The 17347-nt window shown below is 75.9% G+C and carries 15 protein-coding genes; 2 read left to right on the top strand and 13 right to left on the bottom strand.

The features are described 5' to 3' along the window. Window positions 1-108 precede the first annotated feature (108 nt). Together ACIRBX_RS16205 and ACIRBX_RS16200 are read left to right on the top strand one after the other, a co-directional pair. On the top strand, window positions 109-2046 hold the full coding sequence (locus ACIRBX_RS16205; RefSeq protein ID WP_402297175.1) for a LodA/GoxA family CTQ-dependent oxidase: 1938 nt from the start codon (window positions 109-111) through the stop codon (window positions 2044-2046). Further along, window positions 2046-3176 carry an FAD-dependent oxidoreductase gene (locus ACIRBX_RS16200; protein ID WP_402297173.1) on the top strand — a complete coding sequence of 377 codons (1131 nt, stop codon included), beginning with the start codon at window positions 2046-2048 and terminating at the stop codon, window positions 3174-3176. The genes ACIRBX_RS16205 and ACIRBX_RS16200 overlap by 1 nt, the downstream gene beginning before the upstream one ends. Window positions 3177-3267: 91 nt before the next feature. On the opposite strand, the gene ACIRBX_RS16195 is transcribed toward ACIRBX_RS16200, so the two are convergent. From ACIRBX_RS16195 to ACIRBX_RS16135, 13 genes are all read right to left on the bottom strand, one after another. Then, entirely contained in the window at window positions 3268-7158 is a 3891-nt protein-coding gene (locus ACIRBX_RS16195; RefSeq protein WP_402297171.1) for a BTAD domain-containing putative transcriptional regulator, read from the bottom strand. A gap of 250 nt (window positions 7159-7408) precedes the next feature. Next, window positions 7409-7852, bottom strand: a complete 444-nt coding sequence (locus tag ACIRBX_RS16190; RefSeq protein WP_402297169.1) for a hypothetical protein — start codon at window positions 7850-7852, stop codon at window positions 7409-7411. Between the two features lie 13 nt (window positions 7853-7865). Next, complete coding sequence (locus ACIRBX_RS16185) at window positions 7866-8342, bottom strand: TadE/TadG family type IV pilus assembly protein (protein ID WP_402297167.1); 477 nt, start codon at window positions 8340-8342, stop codon at window positions 7866-7868. Further along, window positions 8339-8761 carry a TadE family protein gene (locus ACIRBX_RS16180; RefSeq protein WP_402297165.1) on the bottom strand — a complete coding sequence of 141 codons (423 nt, stop codon included), beginning with the start codon at window positions 8759-8761 and terminating at the stop codon, window positions 8339-8341. Before ACIRBX_RS16180 ends, ACIRBX_RS16185 begins: the two co-directional genes overlap by 4 nt. Continuing rightward, on the bottom strand, window positions 8758-9021 hold the full coding sequence (locus ACIRBX_RS16175) for a hypothetical protein (RefSeq protein WP_402297163.1): 264 nt from the start codon (window positions 9019-9021) through the stop codon (window positions 8758-8760). The genes ACIRBX_RS16180 and ACIRBX_RS16175 overlap by 4 nt, the downstream gene beginning before the upstream one ends. 32 nt (window positions 9022-9053) lie before the next feature. Beyond that, window positions 9054-9938 (bottom strand): hypothetical protein, encoded by an 885-nt coding sequence (locus ACIRBX_RS16170; RefSeq protein WP_402297161.1) that lies wholly within the window; start codon window positions 9936-9938, stop codon window positions 9054-9056. Continuing rightward, the gene (locus ACIRBX_RS16165) at window positions 9935-10924 is read right to left on the bottom strand and encodes a type II secretion system F family protein (protein WP_402297159.1); all 990 of its coding nucleotides are present in this window, start codon (window positions 10922-10924) and stop codon (window positions 9935-9937) included. The genes ACIRBX_RS16170 and ACIRBX_RS16165 overlap by 4 nt, the downstream gene beginning before the upstream one ends. Then, on the bottom strand, window positions 10924-12507 hold the full coding sequence (locus tag ACIRBX_RS16160; protein ID WP_402297157.1) for a CpaF family protein: 1584 nt from the start codon (window positions 12505-12507) through the stop codon (window positions 10924-10926). Before ACIRBX_RS16160 ends, ACIRBX_RS16165 begins: the two co-directional genes overlap by 1 nt. After that, the gene (locus tag ACIRBX_RS16155; protein ID WP_402297155.1) at window positions 12497-13825 is read right to left on the bottom strand and encodes a hypothetical protein; all 1329 of its coding nucleotides are present in this window, start codon (window positions 13823-13825) and stop codon (window positions 12497-12499) included. The genes ACIRBX_RS16160 and ACIRBX_RS16155 overlap by 11 nt, the downstream gene beginning before the upstream one ends. 118 nt (window positions 13826-13943) lie before the next feature. Next, complete coding sequence (locus ACIRBX_RS16150; protein WP_402297153.1) at window positions 13944-14699, bottom strand: SAF domain-containing protein; 756 nt, start codon at window positions 14697-14699, stop codon at window positions 13944-13946. 99 nt (window positions 14700-14798) lie between these two features. Then, complete coding sequence (locus ACIRBX_RS16145; RefSeq protein ID WP_402297151.1) at window positions 14799-15755, bottom strand: hypothetical protein; 957 nt, start codon at window positions 15753-15755, stop codon at window positions 14799-14801. Continuing rightward, entirely contained in the window at window positions 15749-16315 is a 567-nt protein-coding gene (locus ACIRBX_RS16140; RefSeq protein WP_402297149.1) for a hypothetical protein, read from the bottom strand. The genes ACIRBX_RS16145 and ACIRBX_RS16140 overlap by 7 nt, the downstream gene beginning before the upstream one ends. Window positions 16316-16495: 180 nt before the next feature. Continuing rightward, entirely contained in the window at window positions 16496-17338 is an 843-nt protein-coding gene (locus tag ACIRBX_RS16135) for a hypothetical protein (RefSeq protein WP_402297147.1), read from the bottom strand. Window positions 17339-17347: the final 9 nt, after the last annotated feature.

Below are 17347 nucleotides of genomic sequence, written 5' to 3'. Positions count from 1 at the left end.
CCGTGCGGTTGTCGGCCGGGCGGCGCGGTGACCGGACGGGGCGGGCCTATTCTCCGTGCGTGGGCGAACCGTTGACGGTCCGTCGTCCCGCTCCGTCCGGAGGCGTTCATGCTCGACCAGGTGGTACGTGCCGCGATCCACCCCGCGATCGGAGTCGCCCGGGTGGGCAACTCCCCCGAGGAGTACTACCTCGGCCCCGAAGTGCCCGATCCGCTGCCGCCCGCGCCCGGGTCCTCCAAGGACCCCGCCGGGGCGCTGAAGCGGGAGGTGGCCAGGTTCCGGATCTACGGCTACGACATCGACGACCGGGTGGTGGCCGAACTCACCCCGGAGCAGGCCGAGATCGAGTGGCGGGTGGAGCTGGCCAACCGGAAGGCCGCCTGGTATCAGTTCCAACTCGCCCTGGACATCCCGGACGCGGCGCTGGCCAGGCCCTCCGCCCTGCGCAACGCCGACCGCACCGGCCCGCAGCGCGAGCAGCTGGCCGTCACGCCGAGCCCGGTGACCATCGCGGGCCGCGAAGTCTCGGGCCCCGCCTACCACTTCGCCGACGGCACCTTCGTCGGCAGGCCGGTCAACCTCGGCGAGCTGCGCACCGACACCGAGGGGCGCCTGCTGGTCTTCGGCGGCCTCGGCAGCTCCGCCTCGTACGACGGCCGGCCCGCCACCACCTTCGCCAACAACGAGGGCTGGCACGACGACACCGCCGACGGCCCGGTCACCGCCGAGGTGCGGATCGGCGGCCGGCCGGTCCCGGTGGACCCGGCCTGGGTGGTGGTCGCGCCGCCGAACTACGCACCGGCCGTCAAGGGCATCCGCACGCTCTACGACCTGCTGTACGACGCCTTCGTCCGGGACGGCCAACTCCCCTTCCCCGCCACGGTCTCCTTCACCCGGCACATCGCCCCGCTGCTGCTCCGGCTGGCCGACCACCAGTGGGTGAACAACGGCTTCGCCGGGTACTACGGCGCCCAGGGGCTGGCCGACTTCACCACGCACGAGGGCCTGGAGCGGCTCAGCTCCACCGCCCCGGGCCGCAAGGCGCTGCGCCGCCGGGTCTTCGACGCCCTGCGGTACTACCCCCGGGACGGCGCCTCCCCGGTGCCCTGGCCCTGGCTGTACGGCGACGGCATGGCGATCCCGCCGCGCACCCCGCTCCAACACCTGGCCCTCTCCCCCACCCAGCTGGAGCTCTTCCGGCTCTGGGCCGACGGGACCTTCGAGGACGACTGGGGCACCGTGCTGCCGGCCCGCGAGCTGGACGAGCTGCCGCTCGCCGAGCGGCCCGCCGCGCTCGACCGGGCGGCACTGGACTTCTGCCTGGCCGACGCCTTCCACCCGGGGTGCGAAGTGACCTGGCCGATCCGGCACCTGACGATGTACCGGGCGCCGTTCCGGATCCGGCACCGCCCCTCCGGCGAGCCGGAGCCGGACTACGGCCCGGTGCTCACCCCCGAGCGGGCCCTCGGCCCGGACGGCCCGCTGCACGCCCAGGGCCCCGGCGACCTGACCCGGTGGATGGCGGTGCCCTGGCAGACCGACACGGCGAGCTGCCGCTCCGGCTACGAGCTCGCGCTCGGCCCGCGCAACGACCCCTACCTGCCCACCTTCTGGCCCGCCCGGGTGCCCAACCACGTACTCGCCGAGGAGGACTACCGGGTGGTGCTGGACACCGGCCGCCCGCTCGCCGAGCGGACCGCCGCCTTCGAGCGCCGCTCGGTCTGGCTGCGCGGCCTCCGGGGCAGCAACCCGGAGCAGCTCAACCAGATGGTCGAGGACTGGTACCGGCTCGGCGTCGTCGAAGTCCGGGACGGCGTCGCCGACTTCGCCACCGTCATGCAGGTGGAGTCCACCCCCGGCCTCGACCTCACCGGAGTCGGCCACACCGACAACCTGGTCACCCTGCACGTGCCCCGGGCGGCCGACACCGACCTCGCGGCGGCCGGGGACGCCGTCGCCGAGGCGATCGCCGCCAGCGGGTACACCGAGGCCGAGGTGACGGCCGGCTTCATCGACAAGGTCGCACGCCACCGGGACGACGTCTGATGGACCTGCACCGCGACGTCCTGGTGGCCGGTGGCGGCCCGGCCGGGGCGGCCACCGCGCTCGCGCTGGCCGGGCGCGGGTGCTCGGTGCTGCTGGCGGACGCGGGCGGCGGGCCGGGCAAGCCCGGCGAATCGCTGCCCTCGGTGGCCCGGGTGCTGCTGGGCGACCTCGGCGCCGGTGAACTCCCGCTCGCCGAAGGGCACCTGCCCTGCTACGCGCACCAGTCGGCATGGGGCTCGGCGGCACTCGCGAGCACCGACTACATCCGGGATCCGCGCGGCCCCGGCTGGCACCTGGACCGGGCCCGCTTCGACCGCGCCCTGCGCGCGGCGGCCGGACGGGCCGGGGCACAGCTGGCCGAGCGGACCACCGTCCGGTCCGCGACCCGGCGGCCCGAAGGCGGCTGGACCGTCACCCTCCAGGGCGGCGGCACCCTCCGGCAGGTGCACTGCCAGTGGCTGGTGGACGCGGCCGGGCGGCGGCGCGCGGTGGCCGGCCGGCTGCCCGCCGCCCGGCAGCGGACGGACCGACTGGTCGCTGTCCGGCTGGAGTTGGAGCCGGCGGCCGGCGGGGCCCCGGTCGGCACCTCGCTGCTGGAGGCCGCCCCCGACGGCTGGTGGTACACCGCGCCGATGCCCGGCGGGCGGCGCCTGCTCGGCTACTTCACCGACGCCGACCTGGCCGCGCCCACCGGCCTGGCCGCCTTCCGCCGGCTGCTCGACCGCACCACCCACGTCGCCCGCCTCGCCGCCGCCCACCCGCCGGCCCCGGATGTCCCGCCCCGCCGGGCCCCGGCCCACTCCGCCCAGCTGGACACCCCGCTCGGCCCCGGCTGGCTGGCGGTCGGCGACGCCGCCACCGCCTTCGACCCGCTCTCCGCCCAGGGCGTCCTGACCGCCCTCCACACCGGCGCCACCGCCGGCCACGCCCTCGCCTCCCACCTGGACGGCGACCGCACCGCCCTGACGGCCTACCAGGAGAACCTGGACGCCCTGCGTGCCGCCTACCGCCGCAACCGGCACGCCGTCTACGCCCAGGAGCGCCGCTGGCCCGACCGCCCCTTCTGGCAGCGCCGCCACACCTCGGCGGCGCCCGGAGCCGGAGACCCGTACGGCCCGAGGACGGCGTGAGGGCAGCCCGGTGGGCCGGGGCAGGCCCGGGAACGGGACTCGGCACCGTCCCCGGGCGGGAACGGTGCCGAGCCGACGGGCCGACGAGACGTCAGGCGGTGAGCAGGTCGCGGAGCAGGGCCACGGTGTCGGGGTCGAGGTCGCGGCCGGTGCGGCGGCTGAGGGCGTCGAGGCGGTTGACCGCGCGGACCAGTTGGTCGCGGGCGCCGGCCGAGGCGTAGGCGTAGAAGAGGTCACGGTGCAGGAGCTCGACCTCCGGGGCGACGGCCAGGCCGCGGAAGATGGCGGCCTCGGCGGTGCGGTGGTCGCCGTACTGGAGGCGGCGGGCGGCGAGTTCGTGGGCGGTGTCCACGATCGCGGCCAGCATGTCCTGCCGCTCGGGCTCGGCCCACCCGTAGCTGTTGCCCGGGGCCTCGGCGAACGGGGCGCCCCGGACCAGGGCCAAGGCGTGGGCCAGGGCCGCGTCGGCGGTGGAGCTGGTGGAGCGCATGCCGCGCCGGTAGAGGCTGCGGAACTCGTCCCAGTCACAGCTGACCGTCGGTGCGAAGGCGAAGCCGTCGCCCGCCTCCAGCGGGAGGAAGGTCCGGCCCTCGGCCGACTCGCCCAGCCAGGAGGCGAGTTCGGTCAGCCGGGCCGGGAGCGGGGTGGACTGCTCCGTGGTCGGGTGCGGGTCCAGGTGGGCGGCGCCCGGGTGCAGGGCGTGGTCCAGGGCGGCGAGGTCGGCGCCCGGGCGCAGCGCCAGCAGGGCGGCCAGCTCGGTGAGCCGGGCCTGGCCCTCCGGGTTGACCGGGCCGCTCGCGCCGAGCAGGTCGGGCGGGCCGAGCAGCCGGATCCGGGGCGCGGTGCGGAGGTTGTGCGCCTCCGGCGAGCGGAGGATGGCGAGCAGGTCCTCGCTGTCGCTGCGCAGGGCCGGCACCTGGTTCGGTGCCTGCGGCGACGGCACGTACGCGGCCGGCGGCGGGGTGGGGCGGGCCGGGCTGTGCGCGGCGGGCGGAGCAACCGCCTCGTGGGTCGGCGGCGGCTCGTAGGCCGGGACCGGCGGGACCTCGGTCGGCGGGACGGAGGTCGGCAGCGGCGGAACCTCGGCCGGCCGGGCGGGAGTCGGGACCCCGTCGAAGGCGGCGAGCACCGCCGGGGCGGCCAGCGGGAACTCCCCGGTGAGCGGGTCGTCCACCACCTTGGGCAGCGACTCGGTGTCCGTCTCGGGCTCGGGCCCGGGCCCGGCAGCGGCCCCGGGGTCGGTCGGCGGCCCGGCGGGGCCCAGGTCGGACCGGACGGTGCCGTCGGCGGGACCGGGCGGCGTCGCCGTGCCGAACGGGTCCGGGGCTCCGAACGGGATCGGCGCGGTGAGCGGGTCCGGCGCGATGCGCGGGTCCGGCACCGGGGGGACGACCGCCGGCGGGACGGCTGCGACGGGCGTGACCGGCAGCGCGGGGAGGGCGGGGAGCGCGGACGCGACCGGGGAACCGCCCTTGCGCAGCGTCAGACCGGCGCCGTTCAGGGTGTGCCGCGGGGTGGCCGCCGGGCTGGTGCCGGCGAACGGGCTGCTGCCCGTGGCGATCAGACGGGCGATCAGGTCCGGCCCGGCTCCCGAGCCGGGGCCGCCGGTGGCGGAGGCGGCAGCGGCGGCGAAGGCGGGACCGTCCAGCAGCGGCGTGGTCGGCTCCGGACCGTCGAAGGGGTTGGTGCCGAGGAAGGCCCGGTCGATGTCCGGGCCGCCGGTGCCGGCGGAGGCGCCGACGGCGGCCAGCACCGGTACCGGGAGCTCGGCCGGCTCCAGCTCCTCACCGTCGAGGGTCCAGTCCGGGGCCGGGAGTTGGCTGGTGTCGACGGAGGCGCGGAGCAGGTCGCCGACGTGGCCGTACTGCTCGGCGCCCAAGCGCTGGAGCTCGACGGACAGGTGCAGGCCGGGGATGGTGGCCTGGCCGGTGCTGGGCAGGGTCCAGCGCGCGACCGGGCCGGTCCCGCGCTCGGGGGCGCGGGTGACCACGGCCAGGCAGGTGCGCGGGGTCCCGTCCAGCAGGCGGCCCAGCTCGGCGGGCAGATCGCCGCTGGGGGGCTGGGCGGAGAGCACGATCTCGGGCACCCAGGACTCGTCCTCCTGGCCCCGGCTGCGGGCGTCCCGGGGACTGCTCACCTCGGCCGCGACCAGCGTGGCGCGGGCCCGGGCGGTGCGCGGGCCGAGCGCGGCGAGTGCGGCCTCCAGGCTGTCGTGCCGGTGCACCCGCTCGGCGGCGGTGCCGCTCAGCGGCAGGTCCTCGGCCAGGCCGACCAGGTGGAGGTTGACCCGGTCGGCGAGCGGGCTGTGCGCCAGCTCGACCGCCAGGGTGCGCAGGACGTCCCGGGCGTCGTCGGGGTGGCCGGAGAGGTGCATCAGCCGGACGGTCTCCAGATCGGCCAGCACCACCGCGCCGTCCGGGCCGCTGCCGAGGGTGACCAGCGCCGGGTACGGGGCGGCGTGCTTGCGGGCCTGCGAGACCGAGAGCAGCTCGGGCGAGTCGTCCGGGCACCACCAGACGTTCGGCGCGTGCGCGGCGCGGAACGGGGCGATCGGCGCGGCCGGGGCGGCCAGGTGGAGTTCGACGGTCTGGCCCGAGGTGACCCGGGCCGCGACCAGGGCGGGCAGCCGCTTGCCACCGCGCACGGTGTTGCGGCCCATGGTGCGCAGCGCGCGGTCCAGCAGGGCGAGGCCGTCGCCGTCCTGACGGGCCTTCAGCTCGGACTCGAAGGCGAGCACGGGCGGAGCGGGCAGGGCGATCCGGTGCCGGGGACGCCGGGCCCGCTGCTGGTCTCCCCGGCGGCGGGCCACCGTGCCGACCAGGACGGCGGCCAGCACCACACCGACGGTGGAGGCGGCCAGCGCCACCGTGTAGTCGTCGCTCGGCGCGGCGGCCCGGGCGGCGGCGGGCTGCTGGGCGGCCGGCTGCTGGGCGGGTGCGCTCGGGCCCTGGACCGGAGCCCCGGTGGCCGCCGGGGCGGGTGCCTGCTGAGCGGGAGCAGGCGTCTCCTGGGCCGGAGCGGGCGCAGGGGCCGGAGCGGGAGCCGGAGCAGGCGCGGGAGCCGGGGCGCCCGGGAGGTTGAGGACCATGCCCGGCACCACGACGTCCGGGTCGGTGAGCCGCGAGCCATCGGGCGCGGTGACGCCCTTGTTCGCCTCGAACAGCTTGGGCCAGCCCTCGGCGTCGCCCAACTCCCGCTCGGCGATGACCGAGAGGCTCTCGCCGGCCTTGACCGTGACGGAGCCGTGGCCGGCCGGCAGGGCGGGCGGGGTCTGGGCGGCGGGTGCCTGCGGGGCCGGGGCCTGCTGGGCCTGCGGCTTGGCGTCGGCGGGCAGCTTGAGCTTCCAGCCGGGGTGGATCGCCCGGTCGGCGTCGAAGTGCCGGCCGTCCTGGTCCATCACCTGACCCTGGTTCAGCTTGGCGATCTCGGTCCAGCGCTCGCCGGAGCCGAGCTGGCTCTCGGCGATCGACCAGAGGCTGTCCGCCGGGCTGGCGTCCCGCACCGTGTAGGTGGGCTGCTGGTCGGCGGCGGGGGTGAGCGCGGGGGTCGCCGGGGCGGCGGTCAGCGCGGCGTACTGCGGGGCGGCTGCCACCTGGGCGGGCGCCGTGGCGGGCACCAGCTCCGGAACGGCCGCGAAGGCGGAGCCCGCGACCGGCAGCAGCGCGATCACCGAGCCGACCAGGCCGGCCGCCAGCCGCTGGCTCCAGCCGAAGGCGGGCAGCCGCCGGGCCACCCGGCCCCGCAGCTGGGCCGGGATCTCCAGCAGCACCGACACCGCGAAGCAGAGCCAGCCGATCCAGCCGACCGCGACCAGCACCCAGAGGAAGATCCGGCCGTCGTCCGGGCTGGTCAGCAGGTCGGCCAGGCCGGTGGTGCTCTGGCCGCCCATCCCGGCCACCGCCTGGGTGCCGTAGGCGAGCAGCAGCGGCACACCGGCCAGCAGCACCGCCAGCAGCACCAGCGCGCCGAGCGCGGTGAACACCGAGCCGGCCGTCCGGCGCCGTCGCCGGCGGGGTCGCACCGGCACCGGCCGCCGCGCGGCCGGCACGCCGGGGCCCGGCCTACCCTGGCCCGGCTCGACCCGCGAACCCGTACCGGCCCGCCGGTCCTGTCCCTTGGTCCCTCGCGCCGCCATCAGCCCTTCCCCGCTTCCCTCACACCCCGCACCGCAGCGGCTCTGCCGCTCCGGCGCCCGCCTGACCGGGCGTCAACCCGGTCCGGAGCCCCGCCCCTCACGGGTTCTCCGCTTGCCTGACTCCGTGCACCAGCCCGGCCGAGCCCTGGCCGCGCACGTCCAACTCGCCGACCCGGAAGGCCCCGAGCAGGGTGGTCCGGTACGTGGTCCGGATCTGCACCACCACGGTCTGGTCGCCCCGGAAGCTGATGTCGGCGGTCACGTTCTTCCCCTCCAGGTAACTGTCGGCGGTCTTCCGAGCCGCGTCCAGATCACCCTTGAGGACGTACCCCCGGCCGCTCAACAGCGCGGCCTCGTCCAGCTGTTGCCCGACTGCCCGGGCACTCTCCTGGGCCAGCGCGTCGGCGTTCTCGATCGCCCGGAGCCGGCCGCCGGCCTCCAGCACGATGCCGACCAGCACCACCAGGGAGACCGCACAGAGCGCGACGAAGATGGAGATCGAGCCCTCGTCCGCCCGCCGGCCGTTCGTACGGCGTCCCACCTCTCCCTCCCCCTCAGCTCGTTCCTCGGTAGCGGTCCACCACGGAGGTGAACGTGCCGTGCATGGTCAGCCCGCCGGAGGGCCAGCCCACCATCAGGTCCGCGAGCGGGACCCGGCAGCTCACCCGGACCGTCACGGTGACCAGCGGGCCGTCCGCCGTGTCCATGGTGCTGTACTCGGCCCTCGGTGTCTCCGGGTTCTGGCAGACCACCCCCTGGCCCCGGAGCGCTTCGGCCACCGCGTCCGCGGCGGCCTGCTGTCCGCCCTCCACGGTCCGCGCCAAGGAGGCGGCGCGGGCACCGGAACGGGCTGCTGCGTCCACTACCCCGCCGGTGGTCTGAATACGCCCGGCGGCCACCGCGAGCAGCACGAAGACCACCAGGACCGGGGCCAGCAGGGCGAGTTCGAGCGCGGCGCTGCCCCGATCGGGGTGCCGCCGTCCGCGCCGGGGTGCCCCGGCGCGGACGGCGGGCACGGCGCGCCGGGTCACGGCGTGCCGCCCTGCGGGACGAAGCGCTCGCGCGGGGCGCTGACCTCACGGGTGATCAGCAACCGGTCGAAGCCCGGCACCACCGCCAACGGCCGTACCGTGACGGCGATCCGGAAGGTCTGCGGATCCGACTCGCCGGTGCGGATCTCGACCCGCTGGGCCAGCTCGCCGGTCCGGTTCAGGAAGTCGTCCGCCCGCCGTTCGCCCGACTCGGGGGTGCCGCCTCGGGCCCGGCCCGCCTCGACGCCCTCGCGGGCAGCCGTGAGCGCGGCCTGGCCCGCGTACCAGTAGAGCGCGGCCTGCACCACGAGGAAGACCAGGAACAGCGCCAGCGGGAAGACCAGGGCGAGACTGAGCGTCAGCGCCCCGCGGTCCCCCCGCCGCGCCCCCGGCCGGGCGGACGGCGGGCGGTGGATCACGGCGCGGGGGCCGGGGCCGGGACGGTCTGGTCGTGCGGGACCCGGTTGGTGACGTTGCCGGCCAGCCGGTTCACCGCGACGATCACGGCCGCCGCGACGCCGACCAGCACCACGACGGCGAGGGCCAGCTCGATGCTGATCGCGCCGCGGTCGCCCGCCGCGCGGGCCGCCCGGAGGCGGCCCATCCGGTAGTGGAAGGCCAGCATGCAGAGTTGTACGGGCAGGAAGGCTGCCGTGAGGAGTGAGCGCAGAACTGCCATGGTGTGGTCTCCAGGTTCTACGGTGGGAGCGGTCAGAGAACGGTGAACATCTGGTACAGCGCGGGGAATGCGATGAGCACCGTCATGAGCAGGGTGAGTGCCACGCCTGGCACCACCATCCGCTCGCTGTCGGTGTTGGCCCGGGCCAGGTCCTCCGCGAGCAGTTCGTCGCGCAGGCTCTTCGCCCGGGCACGCAGGGTGTCGTACACGGCGGCCCCGTCGGTGCCGGACAGCCGCATGATGTCGGCGACGTCCTGAAGGGGCGTCAGTCCGAGTTCGGTGGCGAGTGCGTCGAGGCCGTCCCAGGGGGGCAGCCGGTCGGTGGAGGCGCGGTCCAGGGAGTCCCGGATCCGGCGCAGCACGGTGGAGCGGCCCACCACGGCGGCCCGCCGCAGCGCCTCGGCCGGGCCGAGGTCGGCGGCCCGCTCCAGGGCGACCAGCTCCAGGTAGGCCGCGATGCCGTTCAGGTACTCGGTGCGGGCCTCCTTGGCCTCGCCCTTGACGATGGCGTCCGGCACCAGCCAGCCCAGCAGGGCCAGCGCGGGACCGGCCAGCACCGGGGCCAGCCAAGGGAGTTCGGTGTCCATCAGCAGGGTGAGGACCACCAGGTAGGCCGGGGCCATCAGCCCGATCAGGCCGAACAGCAGCTTGTGCGCCATGAACCGGGCCGGGGTGCGGCCGATCAGGGCGAGCTCCCGGTGCGGGATCCGGGCACCGGCCAGGTGGAGCGAGCGGCCACCGATCCGGTCGACCCAGGCGTGCCGCTGGCCGGCCAGCTCCGAGGTCTCCGCCGGAGCGCGGTGCAGCCGGTCCAGCGCCTGGCCCAGATCCGGTGGTGCGGGCCGGAGTTCGGCGGCCAGCAGGGCCAGGCCGCCGAGCACGGCGGCGCCGGCCAGGACGGACCAGATCGAGATCACGGGCCCTCCTTCCGGAACAGCGACGGGACGACGGCGGGGGTGGACCGGGTGGCGTGGGCCTGCGCACCGGTCGCGGTGGTGGCGGGCTCCGACTCGTCGGCCGCCGCGGTGGCCCACCCGGGCACCGGGCCGGTCTTGCTCCGCCGGTCCGGCTCCAGCAGCCGGGGCAGCGGCGTGGCGGTGGCCAGCTTCTTCATCCAGGCGATCACCGCCACGAAGAGCAGCAGCACCACGCCCAGCACCATCTGCCCCACCAGCGTGCTGTAGGGCGCGACGTAGCGGTCGTTCATGATGCCGATCACCAGCACCCCGAGGATGATCAGCAGCAGCCAGCGGATGGTGGTGCGGTGCTTGGCCCGGTCCGCCTCGATGGCCCGCCGCTGGCGGACCTCCTCGCGGACCGACCCGGCCAGGTCGCCCAAGGTCCGGGCCAGGCCCGGACCGCTGTCGCCGGCCCGCAGCACCAGGGCGGCCAGCACCTTGTCGGCGGTGGAGTCGGCGAGCCGGTCGGCGAAGGCGCGCAGCGCCTCCTCCGGCCGCCAGCGGGACTGCAGCCGGGCGCTGAGCTCGCCGATCTCCTCCTCCAGTGCGGGCGGCGCGGTCCGGCGGCTGGTGACGATCGCCTGGTTCAGGCCGACGCCGAGCAGCAGCACGTCACCGAGCCGCTGGGTCCACTCGGCCAGCGCCTCCAGCTTCTCGATCCGGTGCATGTCCGCCTTGGTGGCGCCGTACAGCCAGGGCAGGCCGAAGGCCACCAGGGCGACCATCATGATCAGCACCGGCGGTCGGCCGAACATCAGCACCAGGACCGTGCCGACCGCGAACACCAGGAGCTGGAACGGGAGTTGCCGAGCGGCCCGGGAGGAGAGCCGAGGGCCGCGCGGCACCGGCGGGGCGTCCGGATCGGTCTCCGTCCCACGCAGCCCGGTCACCAGCAGCACCAGGCCGCCGACCACCAGCAGACCGCAGAGCACGAACAGCAGCATCAGTGACCGCCCCCCACCCGCAGGCTCAGCGGAGCGCCCCAACTCCCGTACGCGGACTGGAGCAGCCCGGCGTCGAAGCCGGCCCGGCGCAGGTCGTCCAGGCAGTTCGGCGGGGTGTGCGGCACGGCCCGGGGCTCCCCCAGGTCGGGACGCGGCCCGAAGACCGTGTTCAGCGCGGGCCGGCCGCTCTCGCCGAGGCCGGCCACCTCCATCACGTGCGAGACGAACCGGTGCCGTCGTCCGCCGACGGCGGTCTCGTCCACCATCGACACGTGCACGATCAGGTCCACCGCGTTGGCGGTCAGCCGGTAGGCCAGGGTGTCGGTCATGTGGGCGCCGTACTCCAGGCAGAGCTCGGCGATCCGGTCCACCACCATGTGCGGACCGCGCGCGTGCAGGGTGCACATCGAGCCGCCCTCGCCGTTGGTCATCACCCGCAGCATCGGCACCACCTCGCCGGAGCGGACCTCGCCGACGATGATCCGCGAGAGCGTCATCCGGAGCGCGGCCGGGATCAGCTCACCGAGCGTCAGCTCGCCGGCCACCTTGCCGTCCACCCGCTCGCCGTTGCCCTCCCGGGCCTCCATCGGCACCACCTGGCGCAGGTGGCCCAGGGTGTGCAGCCAGAGCTCGAACTCGGACTCCAGGGTGCCGACCCGCTCGTCCGGCGGGATCTCGGCCGCCATCGCCCGCAGCAGGCTGGTCTTGCCCACGCCCTGGGTACCGGTGATCATCACGTTCTTCCGGGCCCGGATCGCCGAGGCCAGGAAGGCGGCCAGGGTGTGGTCCACGGTGCCGAGTTGGACCAGGTCGGCCAGGGTGGCCGAGGCCACCCGGTGCCGGCGGATCGCCACGTACGGACGGGGCGTCACCTCGGTCATCGCCTGCAGGCGCATGCCGCCCTCCAGCCGCAGCGCCAGCATCGGGCTGGCGGTGGAGAGGGTGCGCTCGCCGCCGCCGTGCTGGCGGGCCAGGTCCTGGAGCAGCTCGATCAGCTCGGCGTCGTTCTCGGCCACCGGCGGTACCTGGCGCAGTGGTTGGTGGACCTTGGAGATCCAGACGTCGTCGCAGCCGTTGATCAGGATGTTCTCGATGTCCGGGTCGTCCAGGTAGGGCTGGAGCCGGCCGGCCCGGAACAGCAGGTCGTAGACGGCCTCGGCCAGCTCCCGGTCCTGCTCCCTGGTCGGCGGGATGCCGTGGGTCTGCGCGTAGGCGTCCGACCAGCGGGCCACCGCCTCGTCGATCAGTGCCCGCCCGCGCTGGCGCCGGGTGGCCCGGTCGGCCTCCACGCCGGAGAGGTCGGAGAGCCGGCTGAGCTGCTCGTGCAGCTCGGCCGCCACCTGCCGCTTGAGCTCCCGGGCGACCTGCTGGTCCACCGCCGGGCGGATGCCGAGCGGCTGGATCGCCGGGACGGCACCGGGCTGCGCCGAAGCTCCGTTCGCCGCAGTGGAGTTGACCGGTCCGGTGGTGAACTGGCCGACCGGTGCGGCGTGCGGTATCACCGGCTGGGCCGGCGTCCAGGGCAGCCCGGCCGGATCGGCCGAGGGCTTGTGCAGGGGGTCGTGGAGCGGGCTACCGCGCACGGAGCACCTGCCCGTAGGTCGGCGGCTCGGCCTCGGCCGGGACCGGGAACGGAGCCGGGGCGGCGGGCTGCGGCACCGGCGGCGCGGGGACCACGGGCCCCAACTGGCTACCCAGGCCCGGCTGTCCGGGCTGTCCGGCCGGGCCGGCGGGGCCGGCGGGTGTCGCGGAGGGATGGGCCGGCGGGCGGCCCGGCTCGGCGAACGCCGCCTGCCGGTAGGCGGCCTGGGGCGGCGGCTGCGGCTGACGGTGGGACGGGGTGCCGGACTGCTGCTGCGGGTTGAAGGGGCCCAGGGTGTAGCCCGGCGGGGACTGCTGCGGCTGCTGGAACGGCTGCGGCTGCGGCACCGGCGGGGGCACCGGCTGCGGCTGCTGGTAGGCGTGTTGGGGGTACGGCTGCTGGGGGTACGGCTGCGGCTGCACCGGGTACGGCTGGGCGGCGCCGGGCTGCTGGTAGGCCAAGGGATGCGGCTCCCGGTCGGGCGACGGCGCCACCTGCGGGGCCTGGGCCGGCTGCTGCTGCACGGCAGCCGGGGCCAGGCTCTGTCGGCGGCGCCTGACGAGCAGTTGGATCTGGTCGGCCGCCGAACGGGCGGTACGCATCAGCTCGGACCGGACGAACCGCCGGTCCCCGGTGTCCCCGCCGTCCGAGAGCAGCCGGGCGGTGCGCGGCGCGTGTGGCAGCACGCCGAGCACCGGGACGCCGAACTCGCGGGCGATCTCGGCCGCCGGGTACGGGCCCTCGGCGACCAGCAGCACACCGAGCGCGTCCGGTCCGCTGCCGGCCGAGGTCAGGTCCTCGCGCAGCGCGTTCAGCCGGGGCCGGGCCGAGCTCAGGCCGCGCAGCGTGCTGCGCACCGTCACCACCACCGCGTCGGCCCGCCGGGCCAGCACCGCGCCCGGCCCGTACGCACCGGACCGGCCGAGGTCCAACAGCACGTCGTAGCCCTGCGGTTCGAGCGCGTGCAGCGCCTCCACCAGGGGCTCCCAGGTGTAGGCGAGGCCGGGCGCCTGGGCCGGGTCGGTCAGGCCGGGCAGCAGCAGGCGCTCCCCGGTGCCGTCCGGCGAGATGTCCACCAGCTGGTCCCAGATGGCCTGGCCGAGCAGGCCGCGGCGGTCCGCCACCGCGAGGTTGCGCAGGCCGTAGACCGCCTCCACCCGGCCCTCCAGCGCACCGGCCAGCACCGCCCCGCCGTCCGGGTCGCACTCCACCAGCAGCACCCGGCGGCCGGGGTGCAGCGGCCAGGAGAGCAGCAGGGCCAGCGCCCCGGTGGTCACCCCGGGCGCACCGGGACCGCCGACCAGCGCGATCACCGCCATGTCGCCACCTCCCCGGCCGCCCGGCGGCACCGCGCCCGCGCGGCGCGGGGCGAGGCCCCGGGCCCGGCTGCCGTGCCGACCGGGCCTGCCACTGGCTGACGGGTCATCGGGCGGGTCATCAGGCGGCGCTCCCGCTCGGGGCCGGCGTCGGGCCGCCCGAGGCCCCCGGGGTGGCGGCGGGGGCGGCACCGTCGGCGCGCGGGGCGAGGATGACCTGGAGCCGGCCGACGGACACCCAGGCGGCCAGCTTGGGGCCGTCGGCCACCGGGAGGGCGACGTCGATCACCTGGCTGCCGTCCACGTCCACCTTGCCGACCGCGATCACCTTGACGGCGAGCGTCTCGGGGGTGCGGACGGTGGCACCGGTCTCCGGGGTGGCGACCACCAGGATCCTGGTGCCCGGGGTGAGCCGGGTGGCCGGCACCTGGGTGCGCTTGACGGCCACCCCGACCACCGTCTGACCGGGCTCGACCAGGGACTCCCCGGTGACGTCGGCCTTCAGCAGCAGGCCGCCGCGCCGCAGGTCGCGGGAGGCCCGCAGCCCGATGGTGCGGGAGCGGTCGGCGGCGTCCAGCGGGCGCAGCGCCGGGTCGGAGGCGATCCGGGCCACCACCAGGTCCTCGGCCACCACGGCCTGCCCGGCCGGCACGTCCCGGGCCAGTGCCAGCACCGCGATCCGCTGCCCGGTCGAGTTGTAGAGCACCGCTCCGCCGAGCCCGCCGGCCGCCACCATGGCCACCGCCATGGCGATCACCGCCGGGCGCCGCCGCCGGGCCCGCAGGGTGCGCGGCGGCACGTGCGGGGCCGCCCGGGCCGGCTCGGGCGCGGGGGCGGTGCTGCCGGGGCTCGGGGCGGGGAAGGTTCGTTGCTCCACCGGGCTTCGGCCTTTCGTACGGGGGATCGGGGGACGGGTCGGGCCCGGGGGGACCCTGGGGCCGGCCGACGGGGGCTGAGGCCGCGTCAGCCGGGCCGGTCAGTTGAGCAGTTGGACCTCGGCCACCTCGATCGGCAGCACGGTGTCGGACGGGACGGGCCAGTCGGTGTCGCTGAGGATGACCTGGCCGGTGTCGTTGCGGACGGCCTTGACCTTCCAGACCGCGGTGGCCGTCACCTCGTAGGTGCCGTTCGGCTGTCCGGCCGAGCTGGTCCGGTAGATGTGCTGGCAGTCGGGCGAGGTGACCTTGCCCGAGCCGGGCTCGTAGGGGGTGCCGGTGGTCTTGCAGGTGACCACCGGCTCGCCCGGTCCGGTCGTCCACTCCACGTGGTCCAGCACGGCGGTGGCGGTCACGCTGATCACGTTCCCCTTCACCGTCTTGCTGAGCGGCCCGGCGGTCAGCGGCGTCCGCTCGTACCAGAGCCAGACCGGGACCCCGACCACCGCCTTGCCGGCCGGCGCGGTGTGCACCACCGGCGCGGTGCTCTCCAGGGCACCGATCGCCTGGCGGGCGAGGTCCACCACGTTGTCGTAGACCGGCATCGGGACCGGCGGCTGGGGGAAGAACTGCTGCGGCCAGACCGAGAGGTTCCCGTCCTTGTCGCGGCAGACCACGTCGTAGACCTGGCCGTCCTGCGGGGTGCTGCCGCCCCAGACCGGGTCGGTGGCGGGCGGCTGCGGCTTGGCGGGCTTGTAGTAGCAGCCGTTGTTCTCGCTGAACCAGCCCAGCTTCGGGTCCCAGCACGGGCGTTGGACGCCGTTCCAGGTGCAGACCGGCACGCCGTTGTCGGTGGCGCCGCCGGTGGGGGTGCCACCGCCGGGCTGGGTGCCGCCGCCCCCTCCGGGCTCGGTGACGATGATGCAGATGTCGCGCACCGAGCAGGGGGTGACGGTGCCGCTGCCCGGGCCCTCGGCCGCGGCCGGGGAGGACAGGGCGATGACGATTCCGGTCGCCGTTAAGGCCCGGAGCGTGTTGCGTCGGACGCCGTTCAGCATGTGCGGCCCACCTCGCGGTTGAATTCGACGATCAGCCAACGGGATTCGCTCTTGCGCAGGGTGACCTTCGCGGCGTACCGGGTCAGGCGGTCCTTGGGGTCCGCGATCGCCTTGGTCTTCGCGTCGGCCTGGTGCCAGTCACTGACGTCGAGGCAGTCCTCGACGGTCGCGGTCGGGGGCTTGGCGTCCGGATCGACCGCCGTCACCAGCGGTGAGTGGCGCGGCGAGCCGACCATCACCAGCTTCCGCTCGCCGAGCTGGGTGACGGTGGCCATCGCGTCGCTCAACGCCTGGCCCGAGGAGTAGAGCTGGAGCGGCAGAACGCTGCCCTCCGGTTGTCCGAAAGCAGCCGTCCGAGCGTCCCACCAGAGCCGGTACGCGGACAACACCCCGACGGCGACCGCCGCTTGGGGACCGGTGAGCGGTGTGGCCGGAGCCGCGACGGGCGCGCTCGCCGTGGCGGGCGGGGCAGTTGGGGCGGCCGAGACGTCGGGAAGGCGGTCGGCGGACCCGGCGGACCCGCTCTGACCACAGGCGGCGAGCACCAACAGCGCCGCCACACCGGCCCCGATCCTCCCAGGGCGCACCACATGTCCGTGCTGCCGCATCGCCCCACCTCGTCACGGCCGGTCCACGAGGGACCACCGCCGCAGAAGAAATCCGCCACCCCTGGTGTTGCTTCGGGGGACTGATTCTTCGCCAATCCGCCCATGCCCGGCAACACCTCGGGCGTCCTGACCTTACGCGGAAGGCGGATCCATTGGGGCACTTTCCCGCCACAGAACCGCCAACAGTTCTTCCGAAAGCGACAATCCGGCCAATGCGCCCCGGACCGCGGCCCGGTTGCGGAGCAGCAGCCTGCCCTGCTCCCCCGGTGCCAGCAGCCGCGCCCCGGCCACCCCGTACGCGCTCTCGGCCCAGGCCAACTGGGCTTCCACGGCCGGTTGGAGATCCATCGGCGCGACCGCGGCGGGCCCGCCGGGCAGGCCGTGCTCCAGCACCCGGTCCAGCGCCCAGGTGAACGAGCCCTCGCCGCCCGGCAGGACGGTGTCCCGTCCCCGCCGGGGCGGTTGGTAGCGCGCCACCCTCCCCCAGAGCGGGACCCGGGAGTGCGAGAGCAGTTCGCCCGCCCCCTCCTCACCCCGTTCGAGCGCCCCCCAGGCCTCCTTGTCGGCGACGGCGTCCACCAGCAGCAGGGTCTCCTCCTGGTCGCCGTGCACCATGGTGCTCACCACCCAGTCCCAGGCCAAGCCGCGCCGGTAGGCGTTGTCCGGCGTGGACCCGCCGGTGACCAGCGCCAGCCGCCGCCCGCGCGGATCGACCGTCAGCTGCCCGAGCAGTGCGACCACCAGCCAGCGGGCCGGCCGCTGGGCCGCCGCTCGCAGCGCGGTGAGCATCCCGTTCGCGTCCGCGTCCGGCGGCACCACCGTCACCCGGCTCCCCCGGCTGCCCGCGTCGAAGCTCCGGCCCGGCAGCCCCGCCGCCAACCGCGCGGCACCCTCGGCCGCCCTCGCCGACCCGCCGTGGGCCCGCTCCGGGCCGCCGTCGGCGCCGATCACCACCCACTCGATCCCGCCGCTCACCGGTGCTCC

The sequence above is a fragment of the Kitasatospora sp. NPDC096147 genome (assembly GCF_044763225.1).
Classification (GTDB): Bacteria; Actinomycetota; Actinomycetes; order Streptomycetales; family Streptomycetaceae; genus Kitasatospora.
The sequence above is the reverse complement of the archived record's forward strand: the minus strand, read 5'-3'. Positions and strand labels throughout refer to the sequence as shown.

Coding starts and splice junctions, on each gene's coding strand:
- ACIRBX_RS16165 (WP_402297159.1), bottom strand. CDS start 10,924: ATGCTGCTGTTCGTGCTCTGCGGTCTGCTGGTGGTCGGCGGCCTGGTG.
- ACIRBX_RS16175 (WP_402297163.1), bottom strand. CDS start 9,021: ATGGCAGTTCTGCGCTCACTCCTCACGGCAGCCTTCCTGCCCGTACAA.
- ACIRBX_RS16155 (WP_402297155.1), bottom strand. CDS start 13,825: ATGGCGGTGATCGCGCTGGTCGGCGGTCCCGGTGCGCCCGGGGTGACC.
- ACIRBX_RS16200 (WP_402297173.1), top strand. CDS start 2,046: ATGGACCTGCACCGCGACGTCCTGGTGGCCGGTGGCGGCCCGGCCGGG.
- ACIRBX_RS16145 (WP_402297151.1), bottom strand. CDS start 15,755: ATGCTGAACGGCGTCCGACGCAACACGCTCCGGGCCTTAACGGCGACC.
- ACIRBX_RS16205 (WP_402297175.1), top strand. CDS start 109: ATGCTCGACCAGGTGGTACGTGCCGCGATCCACCCCGCGATCGGAGTC.